Here is a 20,223-nt window from a genome sequence, read left to right on the forward strand (position 1 = left end):
GGTATCCGTATTTTTGTACAAATAGATAAAAACATAAGGCAGAGCAGAATGAATACAGAAACAGGAAAATTAAAAAAGATTTTTTCTCTATGGAGAGATATTGAGTGTCTGACCCCGTTCGAAATTCACGAAAATGATTTTGAATCTCTGCTGGACCCGAATAATTCTGCACATTCACCGCGCAGTTCTATTTTTAAATGGGACGAAAAAAACAACCGCGGCCGAACTGCCTTTCAGCACGAACTTAATAAGTCGCCGGTCGGCACAGATACGGCAGAACACATCACGGTCTATACGATCTGTGCAGGAGTGATTCCGACAGAACTCTACGTCAAACGGGTAGAAGAACTCCTGCGCAAACTGCGTCCTGACTGTTCAGAGTTTCTAAAAGACTATTCTTACGAACAGATGCGCAGTAACGGACGCATCGCGCTCGGCGGATTTCGCGTAAATCACTTTGGAAAATTCGTCCCGGATTCAATTCATATTTCCTACGCTTTTGCTTATTTGATTGAACTTTCAAGAATGGTGAAGGACAGGGAAAAGATCGCGGATCCCGTTTCTCAGGCCGTGTCCGTTGCGATTTCAATCCAAAGCAGGTTTTGGCCCGAACTGGATACGTCAATATCTTCTGCGGAGGACGCGCAGGCGGAGCTCCCTGACTCAAAAATTCTTTATCAGATGAAGTGCAGACGGATGAAAGGCGCAAAAACTCGAGATGGAAAATCGAGAAGGATCATGCAGCTGAATGATCTTAGTCCCAGCCTTCCAATCTTTGATGCAAACATCGTCGACGAAATCGTGAAATTTTTGCTTAAAGAAGCAGAGCTGGATGTACCGTATGAAATTTGGGTGGCTAAACAGTTTCAGGTTTCAACTCAGCCCGCACCTATGCCTTTCATGAATTCGCCGTATGTAGTGGAGATAGAAAGAATCCTTGCGCTGCTTAAAGATAACTTTGCAAGCCCGGAAGATATTCTGAGCAAAATCACTTACAGTATCTTGGACGATTCTCCCGGTCCGGATCGCAAAGATATTCTGACTTCTCCCAAAGCATTTGCCGATTTGGCAAACCCTAAGCACTTTAATCTCGGACGCTGGCCAAATCTCATTCAGCACTATTTAGTTCCTCTGCAGCAGGCGGCAGTTGAAGCGATTTGTTCCTGTGATGATTATTCGCCGGTCGTTTCAATTAGCGGACCTCCGGGTACCGGCAAGACAGAAATAGTGAAAGAGCTTGTCGCTGATGTAGTGGTCAGAAGAGCGTTCGTGCTCAGCAAAATTAAAAAAATCGGAGTTGAAGAATTATTTGACGATATCGCCGAAGGGCTGGCTCTCAAGTCGGAATTTTCAGAAGACTTCTCAATTATTGTTGCCTCCAACAACAATAACGCGGTTGAAAATATTACGAAGGAACTGCCTTATTCGTACGGATTTGAAAGGCAGACGTTTTATTTTCCGGAACTCGCTGATGAGTTAAATCACACGGAAGGCGCTTGGGGACTGATCTCTGCCGCTTTGGGAAAAGGCATAAACTGGCAGCGGTTTTATAAAACACTTTTTAGACGGAAGACGCTCGATTCGAACGGAACTAAGGTAAAAAAAACTTATCTCGAAGGATATCTGTTAGAGCAAAGAGATCAGGAAGGCGGTCAGGTTGCTGTTGAAAAGAAATGGGAGGAGCAGCGTGCAAATTTCAAAAAACTTCTTGGAGAAACAGTTTCTCTGCTTAAACAGCAGGACAGCATTTATAAGAATCAGCGTAAAGATCTGCCTGAGAGCGTCTCACAGAAGGTTCAGCAGCGCAGAAGCGGTCTATTGGACCAAATCTTTGCAGACGGTTTAGAAGACGAAGATGCACAGCCGATATCGTTGTTTGATTTTTCGACGCGGGGTGTAAAGGAAATCAACCATGAAAAACGTCTGTATTCGACTAAGGAAATTGATATCACGAGAACAGAGCTCTTTTTGAGCGCGCTTGAGCTTCATCGTCTGACCATTCTTATTCATGCGAAGCGTTTTGTTCGAGCGATCGAGACCTGCAGTCTAGCATCGATGAGGAATGTCTCTTCGGTTTATCGAGCTCAAATGCTCGGGACGATTACGTTTTTAGTTCCTGTTATTTCTACGACGTTTGCCGCGTCAGTCATTCGCTTTGGATGCTGTACAAAGAAAACGCTTCCGTGGGTTGTGATTGATGAAGCTTCTCAGGCTTCGCCTCAGTCGGCACTTTGTCTTATGCAGAGAGCAAAACGGCTTATTGTGATTGGAGATACGCGTCAGCTTCCGCCGGTTGTTTCGCTTCCGCTCCCGATCATCGAGATGCTCATTGGAAAGGATAAATACTACGAACGATGGATATCACCGTATTGCAGCCTCCAAACTCTTGCGGATAATACTCAGGAGTACGGGACATGGTTTAGAAATTTCTCCGGCGGGAAAGAATGGACCGGACTTCCGCTGCGAGTACAGAGAAGGTCGATCAGACCGATGTTTAGAATTTCCAATGCTCTGTCATACTCCGGACAAATGTCTCTTCCCGGTCATTTGGAAGAAAAATTCAAAAAAGGGAAATTTATCCGTAGTTTTTGGCTTGATGTCTCGCCTCAGTCTCCAAGCGACAGCAACTGTATTCCGGAGGAGATGGAAGCGGCGTCGCAACTGCTTGACTGGCTGGATAATGAGCTTGGCCGGACGGCTTTCTTTAATCGCGATTCCGAACCCAAAACGCTGATGATTTGTACGCCGTTTAGGGCAGTATCGGGTGCTCTGAAAGCTTCCGGGCTTACAAAGAATCGTATGAACTTTACGATAGAGAAGATTGGAACGATCCATACGATGCAGGGGCGTCAGGCAGATGTCGTAATTTTTATTTTAGGTTCGCGAAACGGAAAAGCCGGTTACTACGCAAGGAGCTGGGTCTGTGAACCGCCTAATCTGTTGAATGTAGCCGTAAGCCGTGCCAGAGAAACACTTATCGTTATTGGAAATTACGAAGACTGGCATTCTTTTATGCCGATGGGCACGGTAATTGACGCCCTGGAGCAGGATGGACTCGGTATTTTGACGGAATTACCGATAAATGGTTAACAAGTAGATACAATAACGAGAAATTAGGATGCGGCGCGAATTGCACAGCCAGGTCCGACAAGTCTCATGGAACTACTAGTATGGATTCAGTGTTTTGGATTGTGATAGCGGCGATGGTTTTAATCGTCGTTCTCTTACGCTTTAAAGTTATTATCGGCTTATCGATTCTCTCGGGCGGCCTTTTGATCTGGCTGTTTGAGTCGAGATCGCTGGAAATGCTTTGGAAGGCGATGCAGCAGACGCTGGTGATGCCGAGAACATGGGACCTAGTCCTGTGTTTGTATTTTGTGATGTGTCTTGAGGTTGAACTGAGAAAGAGCGGATCGCTGCATGGAATGGTCGTCACGATGCGCAATATTTTCTCCAGCAATAAAGTGACGCTTGCGTTTATGCCGGCATTTTTAGGCTTGCTGCCTTCCCTTGGAGGCGCGCGTTTCTCCGCTCCGATTGTGAAGGAGGCGAGCGAAGGCATTGCCGTAGATGACGAAGAAAAGAGCGCTATTAATCTTTGGTTCCGTCATATTTTTGAATTTTCCAACCCTCTGATGCCCGGCGTCATTCTTGCCTGCGGTATTGCGAACGTCACAATTTCGGATCTGATCACACACGTCGGCTGGGTTACGATTCTGTGTTTTGTTCTGGGTTGGATTGTTTTGATTCGTCCGCTCAGAATTACCGATCCGGAAAAAGCCACCAACACGACAAACGATCACTCCATAGATTGGAAGAGTTTGTTCCTCGCTTTTGGCCCTATCATCGCCAGCTTTGTTCTGATTGTCGCCTTTAATATGCAGGCGGCTCTTGCGATGGGATTGGTCGTAGTCGGTTTCATTCCGCTTTATTTCCTTTTCAAGCGTCAGATTCCTATTCTCAGTGTATTTACAGAGAGTTTGGACAAAAAGCTTTTCTTTAATGTGATCTGTATTCTGTATTTCATTCAGCTGTTGACCGTCATTGGAACACTGGATGAAATTGTGAATGCGTTTAATCATTCGAGTCTTCCGGCTCCTGCCATTGTTGCCTGTCTGGCCTTCATTTTTGGTGTGATGACCGGAATGGGACAAGGCTACATTGCGATTGTGATGCCGATCGTTGCTCTTATGGCACCGGGAAATATTATCTTGGTTGGCATTACTATGGTTTACGGCTTAGTCGGTCAAATGATTACTCCGACTCACCTCTGCATTCTTGTAACGGTTGACTATTTCAAGAGCAGTCTGTGGAAAACGATTGGTAAATGTGCCTGGCTGTCATTTTTAACTGCGCTGATCTTTTCAGTTTGGACGTATTTCCGTTACTACAATTGACGGATTGGACTTACGGAGGAGATAAATGTCTCTTGCTGACTGCTTTGCGCTTTTTGTGAAGTTTTTCTTCCTGCTGACGCCGCCTTTTGTTATGTCCGCCTTCTTGTCGGTAACGAAAGACAATTCGATTAAAGAGCGCAATTATTTGGCGTTGTGGATTACTTTATGGATTTTGATTATTTCCGGAATATTGCTTTTCTTTGGCGGATTTATTTTCAAAATCTTTGGTATTACTCTTGATGCCTTCCGTGTCGGAACGGGCGCATTGCTTTTTCTAACGTCGGTCGGTTTGGTGAGCGGAAATTCCATCCGTGTTCCTCAGGGAGATTCTATTCAATCTCTTGCTGTGGTTCCAATGGCGATTCCAATCACACTTGGGCCTGCTTCAATCGGCGTACTGATGGTTTACGGCGGCGAAATAAAAACAGGCCTTGGTTTCTTCCTTGCTTATCTTTCGATCAGTGCCGCGGTGATCTGTGTGGGCCTTCTTCTGTTTGTGTCGAACTATATTCAGAAGGCGATTGGGAAAAACGGCCTCGTAGTGCTGAGTAAGCTGACCGGTCTAATTCTCGCTGCGCTATCGGCTCAGATGATTTTCATGGGGGCTGACGGTTTTCTTCAGGAGGCGATTAAGAACGCTTTAAAATAAGTGTGTTAGCGGAAATAACCCCGTATTATTTGCTTACACAGCCTCTCTTGAACAATTGAGCATCTTCGTGTATATTGCTCGGCTCAATTAAAGGAGGGGTATAACATGGATAACGGAAGAACAGAAAACAAAGAGTCCGCTAAGATTATTGCGATATCCACAGTGATGTCTATGATCGGCAGCGCACTGCTTTTAGCTGTGTCGCATGTAATCGGCTAATAAAATCGAAGTAAGTTTTAACCGTCTAGTCTGAAGAGGCCGGGACGGTTTTTTTGTTTATGGCGGTTCGTCGGAAAAATTTCGTTTCCGAGGCGGTCGTCCTGCAGGCTCAGAGCCGCGAAAAGACAACTGCCGCAGCCGGAGAAGGTTGTTCTGCTGAAGATAAGTCATGCGGGGAGTTTTTCGCGAAGATTCTGATTCGGGGTTTTGAGAAACCGCAGGCAAAGACAAACAGATATCGACTGTGGTTATTCTGTGTATTAGATGATTGAAAACTCTGAAAACCCGCATGGATATTGGGTTCTGGCGGCCCCAACAGGAATCGAACCTGTACTTCAGTCTTAGGAGGACCACGTTGTATCCATTCAACTATGGGGCCGGAGCGAGTAATTTTAAAGCATTTTTAATTTACGAGTTGGAACGTCTTCCAAACAGCAGGTTCGACGCACGATATTAATAAAAAATCTGAATAATATCTGCGAAAATTTCTGATAATTGCATGAATTTATTAGGAAAAGTGCTTGCCCTTTATCGTGATGAATAGTATAATATTAGAGATCAATATAAGGTGATTGCTATGTCAAGACCAAGATCTGATAACCCAAAAGAGCACACTTCTATCATTCGTGCGAAACGAAAAGACGGTTGGACTTATGTTCAAAGAGTCGTCAGCGTTTACGATCCAAAGATTAAAAACAGCAGAAGAATTTCAACGGAGACTTTGGGAAAACTTCCGCCCGGTGAAACTGATTTGGAGAAATTGGTTACTCTGGAACCGCGCAGAAGAAAAGGTTCACTTCAAGCGGCTAAGATTGCCGCACCTGCCCAAGAAGTGATTGATCCCAGAGATCCCGGACGGATCATTTACCCATTGGATATTGTCTTTTGCGTCATTCTTCTTGCTGCGATGCAAGGCAAAACTTCCTGCACGGAAATTGCAGAGTTCTGGCATCAATGCCGCCCCTTGCTGAGCAAGACCTTCCCCAACTTTCCTGATGAGGAAATATCTCACGATACCGTCAGGCGCATCACGATGATTATCGGCAAAGACAAAAATGCCGCTCTGATCGAACGGTTCGTTGAGATGCTGCGCAGCAGACTGTCTCACCCGGTAATTGCTGTCGACGGACAGGCTATCAGGGCTTCCCGGGATTCTTCTCAGCACTCCCCGTATGTTTTAAACATCATGGATGCAGACAACGAGTTGATTCTGGCTCAGCAAGTCATCGGTGAAAAGAACAACGAAATTACCCATGCCTCAAAGCTCATCGACACTTTAGACATTCGAGGGGCAATCGTCACGGCAGATGCTTTAAATACACAAACCGAGTTCGCCGCAAAGATCATTGCCGAAAAGGCCGACTACTGTTTGGCTCTGAAGGCTAATCAGGATCTTACATATGAACAGGTGCGCGGATTCTTCGAACTGGGAACACATGAGTACAAAATTGCGCGGCCTTCGGTAACAGACCAAGGCGGCAAAATTACGAAAAGAAAAACTCGAGTTCTTCCGGGAGCTCTTTTACCGGAAGAAATTCTTAATAAATGGGTTGGCCTCGATGAAGGATCGATCGTGGAAGCCGTCACTGACACGGTGAAGAAAAACACCGGAGAAATTCTTGGGCCTCAGGTCCGCTATTACATCTCATCATTAAGGTACGATGCCCCGAATGTGGAACAGGTTCTGCATCGTGCCATTCGTCAGCACTGGGCAATTGAAAACAAAGGCCATTGGGCGTTAGATATGGCCTTTAATCAGGATCGGCTGCAGTGCACAAACGCTCAGTATCTGGCCGGAAGAACACTGCTTAACAAGATCGCCCTAAACTTCACGACGAAAATCCAAACACGCTTGGAAGAGACAACGGGCAAAGAGGCGCCGTCCAAACCGGTGATCAGGGCGAGGCTGAATAAAATTGAGGATATGCTGGCTGCAATGAATGATTGCATACGCATCTAGCGGCTCCCTGGGCTAAGGTCTCCCTTCAAAAGGAAACCCTTATCGTGGTCTTCTATTTAATTTCTGATGCGTCCGACCTGTCCAAACAGGGCAAAATTCTTGTGGTTTGTGTCTGGAGACTTTTCGTTCAACAGGCCGAGGTTCTGAAGTGCGGCCTTATCCGGTTGTTTGAATCGGCTTAAAGGTTCTTTTTGTACGGCAAAGCCGTTTTTAAGAGAAGGAAATCGCTATTTCGGCGGCTGTTTGAGTCTCTCAGCGGTCGGTACCGGAGACGCGCTGCTCAATTTTCGATGGCATTCCTTCTTTGATTTTCGGCTCATGAGCGACGAAACCGACTCCCTGCTTCGAAGTCGGACACGGCAGTGAAAATATGAATTAACACCTGCAGGCCTTTTGATAAAATAGAACTTTGCGCTTTTGTCTTTTGTTTTACTTATTCCAACCGTATGTCCGCAATTAATGAAGCAGCTCAAACCTACTCAGAAGGTTCCATCACAGTCCTAAAAGGTCTGGAGCCGGTTAAACAAAGACCGGGTATGTACACTCTGACGGATAGTCCGCTGCATATTATCCAGGAAGTTATTGATAACTCCAGTGACGAGGTTCTTGCGGAATACGGAACAAAAATCATTTTTACCGAGTACGCGGACGGTTCAATCTCCGTTGAAGACGACGGACGCGGCATTCCGGTCGGTCTGCATCCGCAGGAAAAGACTCCGGTGGTCGAATTGGTGTTCACACGACTGCACGCGGGCGGTAAATTTAATAAGAAAGAAGGCGGAGCATACTCATTCTCCGGCGGTCTGCACGGCGTAGGCGTGTCTGTGACAAACGCTCTGTCAAACCGCCTGGAAGTTACTGTATGGCGTGACGGCCTCGAAAGTACGATCGCTTTTGAAAACGGCTTTGTTAAAGAAGAGCTGAAAAGCATCAAATCTCCCAGGCCGAAGCGGGCCACAGGAACAAGAGTTCGCTGCTGGCCGAATCCTAAGTACTTTGACAGCCCGAAGATTCCGCGGGCTCAGCTGATTCGTCTTCTTAGAAGCAAGGCAGTATTGCTCCCGGGCTGCGAAGTCATCTACATCAATGAAGCCGAAGACATTCGCCAAACCTGGAAATATACGGGCGGCCTCAAAGAGTATCTGCTCGATCAGGTTTCCGGTAAGTCTATCGTCACTCCGTTCGAAGCAAAAGGATATGCGACCGAAGAGGACGAAATGTTCCCCGAAGGAGAGGGCGCAGCCTGGGTTGTGACTTGGACGGAAGAAGGTAATCTCGAGCGCGAAAGCTACGTTAACCTGATTCCTACCCCGCTCGGAGGAACTCACGAAGCCGGTTTGAGGGACGGAATTTATCAGGCGGTCAGATCTTTTATGGAAACCCACGGCCTCGGTGCCAAAGGTGTTCGTCTGATCGTCGAGGATGTGTTCGCAAGAGCAAGCTTCGTGCTGAATACGAAGGTTCTCGACCCTCAGTTCCAAGGCCAGGTTAAGGAAAAACTGATCAGTAAGGAAGCGTTAAAGCTGGTCTCTTCCTTCGTTCGCCCTCAGATGGAATTCTGGCTGAACAGCCATATCGAAGAGGGGAAGAAACTCGCCGAGATGTTTGTGAAACAGGCTCAGGCAAGACAGCATTCTTCTCAGAAAATTGAAAAGAAAAAAGGTTCGTCCGTCGCGGTTCTGCCCGGAAAACTGACCGACTGCACGAGCGGAGACATCACCAGAAATGAATTGTTCCTGGTGGAAGGCGACTCCGCGGGCGGCTCGGCAAAGAAAGGAAGAGATAAAGAATATCAGGCGGTTCTTCCGCTTCGAGGCAAGGTCCTGAATACATGGGAAGTGGACAGAAACCTGCTCTTTGGCAATAAGGAAGTTCATGATATTTCTGTTGCGATCGGTGTGGATCCTCATGCGGTTGGGGAAAAACCAGACATCTCCGGCCTGCGTTATGGAAAAATCTGCATCATGGCGGATGCCGACGTTGACGGTTCTCACATCGAGGTGCTTCTTCTGACGCTTTTCTACCGTCATTTCTCCTACCTTATGGAGACTGGACACATCTTTATCGCGATGCCTCCGCTCTTTAAGATTAAAGTGGCTAAGACCGCGAAGAAAAAAGAGCGGAGAATTTACTGCCTTAACGAGGAAGAACTGAGACAGAATTTGGAAAGGCTTAAAAAGGAAAAGTACAAAGAAAATCAGATTGAAATCTCGCGTTTTAAAGGTCTGGGAGAAATGGATTGGCAGGAGCTGAAAGAAACTTCGCTTGATCCTGAAACCCGCAGACTGCTGCCGATTAAAGTCGGCGCGCCGGGTGACGAGCTGACCGAAAAGGCGATGAATATTCTGATGGCCGGAAAAGAAGCGGATTCGCGCAAGGAATGGATTGAACGTCACGGCGATCAGTTTGAACCGGATATTTAACGTATTGCGGACAGTCAAATGGCAGAAAATAAAAAAAGAAAATTAACTGAAAAGGATCAAACCAGCTTCTTTGATGAGGAAATGATGGCTGAAGAGCCTCAGATTCCGGAAGAAACTGACAGTGATACGAAAAAAAATACATCCGCTGACTCCGCTCAGGAGGAAGACATCGGTGCCGGCTCCGGTTTCCTGTTTGATTTAAACGAATACGGATCGGAAAGCGAGAGTGTCGAAGAAAAAGACACCGCTCAGACCGATTTGGCGGAGACTTTAGTCGCGCAGGCAGAAAGCGCCGCGGCTGAGCTGATTGAGCAGGACGCCAAAGACGAAGAAGCCGTAGTTGAAAAAGTTGAAGCGGAAATCGTTGACGCGGAAATGGTCCCTCAGCCTGCGATGCTCAGCGGAACAGACATCGTTGAAGAGGCGATGAAGAACGCCGAAACGGATGTTGATGAACTGACATTGGCTTATTTCGCAAGCCGCGCCTATCTGGAGTATGCGATTTCCGTCGTTAAGGGGCGCGCGCTTCCGGATGTCTGCGACGGCATGAAACCTGTTCAGCGCCGTATTCTCTACGCGATGAAGCGCTTGGGGCTGTCCCCGGACGCTAAAACCGTCAAGAGTGCGCGTGTCGTCGGTGACGTGCTCGGTAAATACCATCCGCACGGTGACTCGGCGGCCTATGACGCAATGGTGCGCTTGGCTCAGGACTTCACGATGCGCTACCCGCTGGTGCACGGTCAGGGCAACTTCGGTTCGGCCGACGGTGACGGCGCGGCCGCAATGCGTTATACCGAAGTAAAACTGTCTAAGTATTCGGAACTTCTGCTGAGCGAAATTGACGAAGGAACCGTTAAATTTGTCCCGAACTACGACGGCGCATTCAAAGAACCGACGCTTCTGCCGGCTCGCCTTCCGATGCTCCTTTTAAACGGCTCAAGCGGTATCGCGGTGGGTATGGCCACTGAGATTCCGTCTCATAACCTTAAAGAGGTCGCGGCCGCTACTGTCAAACTAATTGATCAGCCGGAAACGACAACGGAAGAACTTTTGGAAATTATTCCCGGTCCGGATTTTCCGGGCGGGGCCCAGATCATCTCGCCGCAGTCCGATATCCTTTCGGCTTATCAGTCCGGCTACGGTTCGCTTCAGCTTCGCGCGGTTTATCACTTCGAGGATTTGAGCCGAGGTCTCTGGCAGCTGGTGATTGATCAGCTTCCTTATAAAGTATCCGCGCAGAAAGTACTGTCGGAAATTGACTCTCTGACCAATCCGAAAGCATCATCCGGTAAAAAGACGCTGAGCGCCAAACAGCAGCAGGACAAGCAGCTTCTCATGAACGTGATCTCTTCTGTCAGAGACGAATCAAACGGAGAGGCCGCGATTCGAATTGTTATTGATCCGAAGAGCAAAACGGTTGACCGGGATGAACTGCTGAATGTTTTATTCAGCAAGACCAGCCTTGAAGTCAGCTGTAAATTTAATCTCGTTCTTATCGGTGTTGACGGCAAGCCGAAGCAGAAAGGGCTCAGAGAAATCCTGAACGAATGGATTTCTTTCCGAATCAGAACAGTTCTTGCGCGATGCGGCTTCCGCCGAGAGGAAATCCGCGCGCGTATTCATGTTTTGGAAGGTCGTCTCACGATCATTATCGATATTGATGAGGCAATCCGAATTATCCGTACAGCGGACGATCCTAAGGTCGGACTTATGGATCATTTCCATTTAACGGATAAACAGGCGGAAGACATTTTGGAAATCCGTCTGCGTCAGCTCTCCGGCATGGATCCGATCAAGATGCAGAAAGAGCTAGATAAGCTTCGCAAAGAAGAAGAGAGACTGACGGAGCTGATTGATAATGACCGCAAGCTCAGAAAACAGATTATTAAAGAGATTGAGGAAGATTCCGAAACGTTCGGAGATGAAAGAAGAACGTTAATTGAGGAAGCGCAGACCGCGGCTCTGACCAAGCGTGTTGTGGACGAACCCGTCACTGTCATTATCAGTGAAAAGGGTTTTGTGCGCAGCAGAGGCGGTCATTCTATCGACTGCAAATCGATGAACTATAAGCTCGGAGACGCCTATCGCATGTCGTTTGAGTGCCGCAGTGTCGACAACTTATATGTCCTCTCTGACAGCGGAAGAATTTACTGTGTTCCGGTTTCGCAGCTGCCGAGCGGACGCGGAGACGGAACACATATCAGCGCATTTGTTCAGCTTCAGGACGGCGACAGGCCGCTAGATTACTTTGCAGGTTCGGACGATACAAAGCTTTTATTCTCTTCGGACAGCGGTGTGGGCTTTTTCTGCAAGGCGGGCGACCTTGCGGTTCGTCAAAAAGCCGGTAAAGCATTCTTTACGTTGGAAAAAGGCGCGAAGCCGCTTCCGATCCGTACGGTTTCTCCGATTACCGGATGGATCGCCGCGCTCTCAAGTTCAGGCAGACTGGTTGTCTTCTCCGTCGACGAGCTGAGCGCACGATCGAGCGGAGGCAAAGGCGTTTCGCTGATGATGATCAGCGAGGGAGAAAAGCTTGTTTCTGCGATCCCGATTGCGCCCAACGGCGTTATTGTTGTCGGTAAGGGCAGAGGCGGAAAGATTCAGGAACTGGTGGTTGGTCCGCGTTCCGTTGAAGATTTCCGCACCAGAAGAGGCCGCAAAGGAAGATTTGTTGAAGCTCGCTGGACATTCCTGGAACTCAGACAGAACAAGCCTGAAAAAGAAATGTCGCCGGAAGAAAGAGCTCAGACAGAGTCAACCATTATTTAGCGAAATTCGGCAGCTGCAGCAACGCCCCGTTGATATCCTCAATTGGGGCGTTTCTTCTTTTGCCGCAGACGCTCAAATCTACAATGTAGACGTGCATTTTTATAAAGGTGCTGTGATGCTGTGGAAAGACAGAGAAGGCAGTCAGAACGTTGAAGACCGAAGAGGTCAGGACGGCGGAATGCCGGGCGGAAGATTTCCTATGCCGCGAGGGAAATTCGGGCTTGCGGTCTTAGCGGTTGTGCTTGTCGCCGGTTATTACGGCATCGATCTCACACCGCTGCTGGGTCTGGACTCCTCGATGCAGACGCAGACCACTCAGTCCGTTCCCTACAAGCCGACGGCTCAGGAGGAAGAACTTGCGAAGTTCTCTTCTGTTGCGCTGAAATCCACAGAGGACACCTGGGGAAAAATTTTCAGAAATTCCGGAAAGGCGTATACGCCACCGAAGATGGTTCTTTATACCGGTTCCACAAAGACGGCCTGCGGTTACGGTCAGGCGGCTATGGGCCCGTTCTACTGTCCGCAGGATCAGAAGCTTTATGTGGATTTGTCCTTCTATAAGGATATGCAGAAGAGGCTTGGCGGCGGAGGAGATTTCGCGTTAGGTTATGTGCTGGCGCACGAAGTCGGACACCATGTCCAGAATTTGCTCGGCATCGCGCCTCAGGTTCAGAAACTGCAGTCGCAGGTGAGTCCGAAGGAAGCCAATCAGCTCTCTGTCCGTCTTGAACTTCAGGCCGACTGCCTCGCGGGTGTCTGGGGCCATCAAATGAATAAAGAAGGTATCCTTGAAAAGGGCGACTTGGAAGAAGCGCTTAAGACAGCGACTGCGATCGGAGATGACCGCCTGCAGAAACAAGCGCAGGGCAGAGTGGTTCCGGACAGTTTCACGCACGGCTCGTCCGAGCAGCGCTATTACTGGTTTAAGACCGGGTTTGACAGCGGAAATCCGGAAGCATGCAATACGTTTGCGGCGGGCGCTAAATAAAAAAACGCTGCGGACAGCGGCTTTCGGCGGGGCGTCTTTCGGACGCCCTTAATTATTTATTTGGCCTCGCGGGCGTCGATTCTTTCTTTGACGAGCTGAGCGAGGATCTTAATACCGGCGTCAATCTTTTCCGGAGGAACGGTGACAAAAGACAGACGCATCTTATTGAGTTCCGGTTCATTAGCATAGAAAGCAGAACCCGGAACATAGGCGACCTTACGATCGAGTGCTTCTTTCATCATCTCATCGGTATTGATGTATTCGGGCAGAGTGACCCAAATAAACATTCCGCCGTCGGGTTTAGTCCAGCTTGTTCCCTGCGGGAAGTATTTCTCGAGCGCTTCGAGCATACAGCTGCACTGTGTTTTGTAGAGTTCGCGAACGGCCGGCATATGCGCATTCATCAGGCCGGTATCCAGGCAACGAGCGGAAATCAGCTGCGTGAATGTGGAAGTGTGCAGATCAACCGCCTGTTTGAGTACGATAAGCGGATCAAGAGCGGTTTTGGGGCCGACGACATAACCGAGTCGGAATCCGGGGGAGAGGACCTTTGAGAAGGTACCCAAAGTTAACGTTCTTTCCGGAGCGTAGCAGCGGATCGGTTTCGGCGGCTGATGATCATACCAGAGCTCACCGTAGGGGTTGTCTTCAATAATCCAGAAATCGTATTCGCGGGCTTTTTCCGCAAGTTTCTTTCTTCTTTCTTCGGAAAGCGTAATGCCGGTCGGATTCTGGAATGTCGGAATCACGTAGGCGAAGCGGATGCCGCGGAATTCCGGACCGATTTTATCGGGGTTGAGGCCGTATTCGTCAGTCGGGATGGTTAAGAAAGTCGGTCTCTGCAGTTTGAAAGCGGAGAGCGCGCCGAGGTAAGTCGGATTTTCCACCGCGATGACGGAACCCTCATCAACATAGGCCGAGCCGATGAGGTCCAGCGCCTGCTGAGAGCCGGAGACAATCTGAATATTGTCCGCTTCAACCGGAGCGCTCAATTCTGTTTCGCGTTCGGCGATTGCTTTTCTCAGAGCCGGTTCGCCTTCCGTGCTTGAGTACTGAAGCGCCTGAGCGCCGTGGTGTTCCAAAACCCAGTCAGTCGTTTTTTCAATGGCTTCAACCGGAAAGCTTTTCGGTGAAGGCAGACCACCCGCGAAAGAAATAACGTCCGGTTTGGAAGCGAGCTTTAAAAGCTCGCGAATAATAGATCGTTGAGACCCGCGCGTGCGAACGGATTTCGGCGGGGTCGCGGAAAGTTCAAATTCTGACATTGATAGGCCTTTAATTATTGAATGCCTCGACGAACGCGAGGATAACTGAAATTTTTTAGCTGCTTTTGACAGTTCTACGTACAGGCATTGAACCAAAACGGGTAAGGGAAGAGGGTGAGTTCCCCTATTTGCCTATGCGCAGAAGATATTACAACAAAAGGTGTTTGAAAATTAGAAAATTGACACCAAATAGAGTGTTAGATAGGTAATTAATTTCTGTGAGGTTATTAATGTCAGAAAACAAAAAAGAAACTTTGGGCTTCCAGACTGAAGTAAAACAAATGCTTCACCTGATGGTGCATTCGCTGTACTCCAATCGGGAGATTTTTCTGCGTGAATTGGTTTCTAACGCTTCGGATGCTATTGATAAGCTGCGTTTTGCGGCGTTGGACAATCCGGCCTTGTTAAAACAGGATCCGCACCCGTCCATTCGTATTGGAGTGGATGAACAAAAACAGTTAATTACGATTAGCGATGACGGCATTGGCATGACGCGCAGTGAAGTCATTGAACATCTTGGTACGATCGCCAAGAGCGGCACAAAAGAATTTTTTGCGCACCTTTCCGGTGATCAGCAGAAGGATGCTCAGCTGATCGGTCAGTTCGGCGTCGGTTTTTATTCTGCATTCATTGTCGCGGACAAAGTTACCGTGATTACGCGCAAAGCCGGTGATCCGGCTGACGCCGCAACCATGTGGGAGAGCAGCGGAGAGGGCGAGTTCACGGTCGAAAATACAACGCGTGACCACTTCGGCACGGATGTGATTCTTTCTATTAAGAGCGAAGACCGCGATCTGGTCAGCAAATACCGTATCCGCAATATTCTTCAGAAATACTCCGACCATATTTCCACGCCGATCCTGATGGGCAAAGACGAGTATAAGGAAGACAAATTAATTGAGACCGGTGAATGGGAAGCGGTTAACCAGGGCTCGGCCATCTGGGCTCGTCCGAAATCCGAGATTACGGAAGATCAGTACAAAGAATTCTTCCATCACCTTTCCCACGATTCGAGTGATCCGCTTTGCTGGACGCACAACAAGGTGGAGGGCCGCAACGAATATATTCAGCTGTTGTATGTTCCCTCGACCGTTCCCTATGATCTTTGGGACAGAGAGAGCGTGCACGGCTTAAAGCTCTACGTAAAGCGCGTCTTCATTATGGATGACTCGAGCAAGCTTCTGCCGAGATATCTGAGATTTATCCGCGGTGTTATTGATTCGGAAGACCTGCCGCTGAACGTCAGCCGTGAAATTCTTCAGCAGACCCGCGATCTGCGTGTGATCAGAGACGGCACAACAAAGCGTGTGCTTTCCATGCTCGAAGACTTGGCCGCAAACCGTGCCGCTGATTACGACAAGTTCTGGGCGATGTTCGGCAACGTTCTGAAAGAAGGCCTTGGCGAAGATCCGAGCAACAAGGACCGTATCGCCAAACTGCTGAGATTCGTTTCCACGTCAAGCGAAGGCAAACCCTCTGTCACGCTTGAGGGCTATATCAGCCGCATGAAGACCGGTCAGAACTCCGTTTACTACGTCACAGGAGAAACCACCGAAGCCGCTGCCAAGAGCCCGCTTCTGGAACTCTTCAGAAAGAAGGATATTGAAGTGCTTCTTCTGAGCGGCCCGATTGACGAATGGATGACTCAGTTTATGACTGAGTTTGACGGCAAGCAACTCGTCAATATCGCCAAGGGGGATCTCGATCTTGGAGAGCTTAGCGACGCTGAAGAGAAAGAAGAGAAAGCCAAAGTTCAGACGGAATATCAGCCCTTGGTGGAACGCTTCAAAGAGTCTCTTGGCGACGAGGTTGAAGATGTCCGCATGACGCTTCGTCTGACGGATTCTCCGGCTTGCATCGTGACGGATCCGAACGCACTTAATCCGGCATTTGTTCGCATGATGCGCGCCGCGGGTCAGGATGTTCCCGATCCGAAACCGATTCTTGAGCTCAACCCGAACAATCCGCTGGTTTCCAGACTCAAGGAAAGCGGTGCCTTCTCCGGCGAGTGGGCAAAACTTCTGCTTGAGCAGGCTCAGCTGATGGCAGGCGAGCAGCTGAAGGATCCGGCCGGTTTCGTCAAGAGAATGAATCAGATGCTTCTTGACACGGCAAAGGACGGAGCGACCATCAATTAATGACTGATTGATCGCTGGTATTTATAAGGCGGACAGCTCAGGCGGCTGTCCGTTTTTCATTTATGCTCCTAAAAGAGATTAGGGGCGAGTACTGTTAACATAGCAGACTGTTTTGATGAGAGGTTCGATATGTCCAGACGCAAAAAAACACCGGTTGATTTTTCCGAACTTGGCGGTTTTCGATTCCTGCATTTCGGTACGGAGTGGATTCAGGGCGGCATGCGAATTAATCGTCCGTATCAGCTCGCGCTGGATTATCAGCAGTCGATGATGGCGCTGATGCTGTTTGTGCCGGAACCTAAAGAGATTCTGCAGCTTGGGCTGGGTGCCGGCGGTCTGGCCAAATACACATGGAAGTACTTTCCCGAGGCGAAGACGCGTGTGGTAGAGATCGCTGAAGAGGTCTACATGGCCTCGCGCATGTGGTTCAAGATGCCCGATGACGACGATCATCTGGAGACGATTTTTGAAGACTGCAAAAAGTATCTGGTCGGCGCGCAAAAGAGCGCGGACTGGCTGCTTACGGATATTTACGACGCAGAGGCGTGGGGGCCGGTTTACAACGACGTGCCCTTTTATCGGCTGTGCCGAAAGGCGCTTCGGGACGGAGGCGTTTCCAGCTACAACGTGTTCGGAGGAGAGGATTTCACGAAGAGTCTTGACGCGATCTCTGAAGCGTTTAACGGGCATGTGCTGGTGATGCCGGAGGTCGCGGAGGGCAACCGCATTATTCTTGCAAAGAACGGTCCTAAAGAGACTTATCCCGCGGAGCTTCTGGATCAGAGGGCGGCTGAGCTGACCGCTTCGCGCAAGATCCCCGCAAAGAAACTTTTAAAGATGCTGCGCAAAGAGAACAATTTCAAAGGCGATATTGTTTTTTAGGGTACGAGACAAAAAAGCCGCCCGTTTAACGGCGGCTTACAGGAACTCATTTAGGTCCCGGGAATCATTTTTTTAACTTTCTTTTTCTCCGGCTTTACCAGAACTTTTTCTTTGTACTCGCAAAGATCATTGATGCAGCATTTCCAGCACTCCGGGCTTCTTGCCTTGCAGATGTAGCGGCCGAGAAGAATAAACCAGTGGTGCGCGTCGACGCGGTACGGCAGCGGGGTGTAGCGCTCCATTTTTTTCTGAATTTCTTCCGGTGTTTTTCCCTTTGCGTAACCGGTGCGGTTGGCGACTCGAAAAACGTGCGTGTCCACGGCGATGAGCGGATGATTAAATGCGACGTTCATCACGACACTGGCGGTTTTGCGGCCCACACCCGGCAGAGCGACCAAGGCTTCGAAGTCTTCCGGCACCCGGCTGTCGTATTTGTCGATCAGTTCCTGACACAGCTGCATGACGTTTTTGGTTTTGCTGCGGAAAAGTCCGATGTGACGGACGATTTCCAGAAAATTATCCGCGCCGAGTTCAAGAATTTTTTCCGGTGTGTTGGCAAGCGGAAACAGTACTCGGGTTGCTTCGTTGACGCTTTTATCGGTTGCCTGCGCGGAAAGAACAACCGCGATCAGCAGTTCAAAGGGAGACGAGTACTCGAGTTCGCTTTTCGGGTTTGGGTTGTCAGCCTGCAGGCGCTGCAGGATTTCCAGTCTTTTTTGCGGGTTCATTTGTTTCGTTTGCGCTTGAGAAGAGCCGCCAGAAAATCCTTTTTATCTTTTTGGCTCTTTGAGTTGAGGCGTTCCTCTTCAAGGCGACTGCGTTCTTCCTTGCGCGCTTTGCCCCTGAGGTAGTTGCTACGGGAGCGCTGAGCAAGATCTTCCGTCCACGCTCTTGGAACCTCAATCATGCGGATACAGTCGACAGGGCAGGCGAGCTGACAGAGGCAGCAGCCGTTGCAGCGATCGGCGTCGACCATGTGCAGGTGCTTAGGCGCGCCGATAATCGCTTCGGTCGGGCATGCGGCCACGCACAGCGTGCAGCCGATGCAGCGCTTGAGATCGATCTCGGCGATTTCGGGAGGAACGTGTCGGCCGCAGGTTTCGTCGAGCGGGAGTACTTCCCGGCCGAGCAATTGGGAGAGACGATAAATGACGGCGTCTCCGCCCGCAGGGCAGCGGTTGTGTTTTTCTCCGCCGGCGATCGCGCGGGCGTAATCGGCGCAGTCTTTATAGCCGCACTGACGGCATTGCGTCTGCGGCAGGATCGCTTCGATATCGACAGGATTAGTCATTCCAGAGGTTTTCCGCGAGAAGGCTGCCGGGCTCGGTGCGACGGGGCGCTTTAAAGCCTTTGTCTTTCAGGATGGCTCGGGTTTCTTTGATCATATCGGGGTTGCCGCATAAAAGGACGCGGGCATTCTGAGGATCGAGTTTCAGCGCGGCGGCGTCTTCGAGCTCTCCGCCGACGATAAGTTTCGGGATGCGCTGAGAGAGGAACTGCGTTGCCTCACGCGTGACGATCGGGATATAGATAAGCTCACGCTCGTTAGCGCCGGCCAAAGAAGAGTCGGTCCGGATTTTTTCAATTAGCTGAGTGTAGGCAAGGTCTTCGCTGCAGCGGACTGAGTGCACCAGTACGGTTTTACGCCACTTGAGCCAAGTGCTTTCCTCGCGAAGGATACTGAGAAAAGGCGCCAGACCAGTACCTGAACTCAGGCACCACAGGCTTTCGCCCGCAGGCAGTCTCTCAGGGAGCATGCTCCCGAAGAGGTCGGGTTCAAGCCATACTGAGCTTCCCGCTTTAAGCGAAACAAGAAGCGGGGAGACAGTGCCGCCCTGAACTTCCACGATAAAGAATTCGAGGAAATTATCCTCGGGCAGAGAGACCATGGAATAAGCTCTGGCGCTGTATTGTCCGTCGGCTGTCGTTATGCCGAGGCGTACGAACTGACCGGGCTTAAATGTGAAGTCTCTCGGTTTTTCAAAGCGCAGGGACACAAGGCCCTTGCGCCATTCGCGTCTTTCTAGAAGGCGGATTTGGATGCGTTCTGCGCTCACTCGTCGAGTTCCTTCTTCAGGTACTGACGTTTATCGAGCACGTCTCTCCATTTTTCCGCTTCGTCGGTGTGCGGTTTCATACGAGTAATGGAAGGCCATACTCGGGCAAGTTCCGCGTTCAGGGCGATAAATTCCTGCTGATCTTCAGGAACATCCTCTTCAGCCATAATCGCGTTGGTCGGGCATTCCGGAATGCAGACCGCGCAGTCAATGCATTCATCCGGATCGATTACGAGGAAGTTCGGACCTTCGCGGAAGCAGTCAACCGGGCAGACGTCCACACAGTCGGTGTACTTGCAAAGGATGCAGGGTTCGGTCACAACATGTGCCATTCAGTAACTCCGTTTGTTCTTTGTTCATTAATAGTCAAACCTGGTATTTTAAAACTTTTGAGGGCGTCAAAATCGGAGTATTTCCAATAGTAGGCAACATCTCTTCAGTCAATTAGAAAAAGCCAAGCCTCAGTGTCCTATACT

At 49.4% G+C, this 20,223-nt stretch carries 14 protein-coding genes and 1 tRNA gene; 9 read left to right on the plus strand and 6 right to left on the minus strand.

The features are described from left to right. Nucleotides 1-48 precede the first annotated feature (48 nt). The 3 genes from AC6I1F_RS04215 (at nucleotide 49) to AC6I1F_RS04225 (ending at nucleotide 5,046) form a co-directional block, all read left to right on the plus strand. Nucleotides 49-3,090 (plus strand): DEAD/DEAH box helicase, encoded by a 3,042-nt coding sequence (locus AC6I1F_RS04215; protein ID WP_289163987.1) that lies wholly within the window; start codon nucleotides 49-51, stop codon nucleotides 3,088-3,090. 80 nt (nucleotides 3,091-3,170) lie between these two features. Further along, nucleotides 3,171-4,397: a DUF401 family protein gene (locus tag AC6I1F_RS04220; protein WP_160335100.1), complete on the plus strand. Its 1,227-nt coding sequence runs from the start codon at nucleotides 3,171-3,173 to the stop codon at nucleotides 4,395-4,397. 25 nt (nucleotides 4,398-4,422) lie between these two features. Beyond that, nucleotides 4,423-5,046 carry a MarC family protein gene (locus AC6I1F_RS04225; RefSeq protein WP_160335101.1) on the plus strand — a complete coding sequence of 208 codons (624 nt, stop codon included), beginning with the start codon at nucleotides 4,423-4,425 and terminating at the stop codon, nucleotides 5,044-5,046. A 523-nt stretch (nucleotides 5,047-5,569) separates the two neighbouring features. Here AC6I1F_RS04225 and AC6I1F_RS04230 read toward each other — a convergent pair. Continuing rightward, nucleotides 5,570-5,644: transfer RNA gene (locus AC6I1F_RS04230), tRNA-Arg, on the minus strand. Between the two features lie 198 nt (nucleotides 5,645-5,842). On the opposite strand from AC6I1F_RS04230, the gene AC6I1F_RS04235 reads away from it, so the two are divergent. The 4 genes from AC6I1F_RS04235 (at nucleotide 5,843) to ypfJ (ending at nucleotide 13,405) form a co-directional block, all read left to right on the plus strand. Further along, nucleotides 5,843-7,225 (plus strand): ISAs1 family transposase, encoded by a 1,383-nt coding sequence (locus AC6I1F_RS04235; RefSeq protein ID WP_160336431.1) that lies wholly within the window; start codon nucleotides 5,843-5,845, stop codon nucleotides 7,223-7,225. A 446-nt stretch (nucleotides 7,226-7,671) separates the two neighbouring features. Next, complete coding sequence (locus AC6I1F_RS04240) at nucleotides 7,672-9,648, plus strand: DNA topoisomerase IV subunit B (protein WP_160335102.1); 1,977 nt, start codon at nucleotides 7,672-7,674, stop codon at nucleotides 9,646-9,648. A 393-nt stretch (nucleotides 9,649-10,041) separates the two neighbouring features. Continuing rightward, nucleotides 10,042-12,417, plus strand: a complete 2,376-nt coding sequence (gene parC / locus AC6I1F_RS04245) for a DNA topoisomerase IV subunit A (RefSeq protein WP_370267717.1) — start codon at nucleotides 10,042-10,044, stop codon at nucleotides 12,415-12,417. 115 nt (nucleotides 12,418-12,532) lie between these two features. Then, nucleotides 12,533-13,405 (plus strand): KPN_02809 family neutral zinc metallopeptidase, encoded by an 873-nt coding sequence (gene ypfJ / locus AC6I1F_RS04250; RefSeq protein WP_290432862.1) that lies wholly within the window; start codon nucleotides 12,533-12,535, stop codon nucleotides 13,403-13,405. Nucleotides 13,406-13,461: 56 nt separating this feature from the next. On the opposite strand, the gene AC6I1F_RS04255 is transcribed toward ypfJ, so the two are convergent. Further along, nucleotides 13,462-14,670 (minus strand): aminotransferase-like domain-containing protein, encoded by a 1,209-nt coding sequence (locus AC6I1F_RS04255; RefSeq protein ID WP_290432863.1) that lies wholly within the window; start codon nucleotides 14,668-14,670, stop codon nucleotides 13,462-13,464. Between the two features lie 230 nt (nucleotides 14,671-14,900). Between AC6I1F_RS04255 and htpG the strand changes: the two genes are divergently transcribed. Both htpG and AC6I1F_RS04265 read left to right on the plus strand, forming a co-directional pair. Then, nucleotides 14,901-16,808, plus strand: coding sequence for a molecular chaperone HtpG (htpG, locus tag AC6I1F_RS04260; protein ID WP_251451202.1), 1,908 nt, complete (start codon nucleotides 14,901-14,903; stop codon nucleotides 16,806-16,808). A gap of 129 nt (nucleotides 16,809-16,937) precedes the next feature. Next, the gene (locus tag AC6I1F_RS04265; RefSeq protein WP_160335107.1) at nucleotides 16,938-17,690 is read left to right on the plus strand and encodes a spermine/spermidine synthase domain-containing protein; all 753 of its coding nucleotides are present in this window, start codon (nucleotides 16,938-16,940) and stop codon (nucleotides 17,688-17,690) included. A gap of 50 nt (nucleotides 17,691-17,740) precedes the next feature. Here AC6I1F_RS04265 and nth read toward each other — a convergent pair whose 3' ends face one another. From nth to fdxA, 4 genes are read right to left on the minus strand one after another with little or no spacing between them, the layout of a single operon-like run. Continuing rightward, nucleotides 17,741-18,418, minus strand: coding sequence for an endonuclease III (gene nth / locus AC6I1F_RS04270; protein WP_160335108.1), 678 nt, complete (start codon nucleotides 18,416-18,418; stop codon nucleotides 17,741-17,743). After that, entirely contained in the window at nucleotides 18,415-18,981 is a 567-nt protein-coding gene (locus AC6I1F_RS04275) for an RnfABCDGE type electron transport complex subunit B (protein ID WP_160335109.1), read from the minus strand. The genes nth and AC6I1F_RS04275 overlap by 4 nt, the downstream gene beginning before the upstream one ends. Continuing rightward, on the minus strand, nucleotides 18,974-19,747 hold the full coding sequence (locus AC6I1F_RS04280) for a ferredoxin--NADP reductase (RefSeq protein WP_160335110.1): 774 nt from the start codon (nucleotides 19,745-19,747) through the stop codon (nucleotides 18,974-18,976). Before AC6I1F_RS04280 ends, AC6I1F_RS04275 begins: the two co-directional genes overlap by 8 nt. Further along, a complete protein-coding gene (gene fdxA / locus AC6I1F_RS04285; protein ID WP_160335111.1) occupies nucleotides 19,744-20,079 on the minus strand; it encodes a ferredoxin FdxA in 336 nt (111 codons plus the stop codon). Before fdxA ends, AC6I1F_RS04280 begins: the two co-directional genes overlap by 4 nt. Nucleotides 20,080-20,223: the final 144 nt, after the last annotated feature.

The organism is Parasutterella sp. St.1A3, from assembly GCF_059728705.1.

Coding starts and splice junctions, on each gene's coding strand:
- AC6I1F_RS04235 (WP_160336431.1), top strand. CDS start 5,843: ATGTCAAGACCAAGATCTGATAACCCAAAAGAGCACACTTCTATCATT.
- htpG (WP_251451202.1), top strand. CDS start 14,901: ATGTCAGAAAACAAAAAAGAAACTTTGGGCTTCCAGACTGAAGTAAAA.
- AC6I1F_RS04240 (WP_160335102.1), top strand. CDS start 7,672: ATGTCCGCAATTAATGAAGCAGCTCAAACCTACTCAGAAGGTTCCATC.
- nth (WP_160335108.1), bottom strand. CDS start 18,418: ATGAACCCGCAAAAAAGACTGGAAATCCTGCAGCGCCTGCAGGCTGAC.
- AC6I1F_RS04215 (WP_289163987.1), top strand. CDS start 49: ATGAATACAGAAACAGGAAAATTAAAAAAGATTTTTTCTCTATGGAGA.
- fdxA (WP_160335111.1), bottom strand. CDS start 20,079: ATGGCACATGTTGTGACCGAACCCTGCATCCTTTGCAAGTACACCGAC.
- AC6I1F_RS04220 (WP_160335100.1), top strand. CDS start 3,171: ATGGATTCAGTGTTTTGGATTGTGATAGCGGCGATGGTTTTAATCGTC.
- AC6I1F_RS04265 (WP_160335107.1), top strand. CDS start 16,938: ATGTCCAGACGCAAAAAAACACCGGTTGATTTTTCCGAACTTGGCGGT.
- parC (WP_370267717.1), top strand. CDS start 10,042: ATGCTCAGCGGAACAGACATCGTTGAAGAGGCGATGAAGAACGCCGAA.
- AC6I1F_RS04225 (WP_160335101.1), top strand. CDS start 4,423: ATGTCTCTTGCTGACTGCTTTGCGCTTTTTGTGAAGTTTTTCTTCCTG.
- AC6I1F_RS04275 (WP_160335109.1), bottom strand. CDS start 18,981: ATGACTAATCCTGTCGATATCGAAGCGATCCTGCCGCAGACGCAATGC.
- AC6I1F_RS04255 (WP_290432863.1), bottom strand. CDS start 14,670: ATGTCAGAATTTGAACTTTCCGCGACCCCGCCGAAATCCGTTCGCACG.
- ypfJ (WP_290432862.1), top strand. CDS start 12,533: ATGCTGTGGAAAGACAGAGAAGGCAGTCAGAACGTTGAAGACCGAAGA.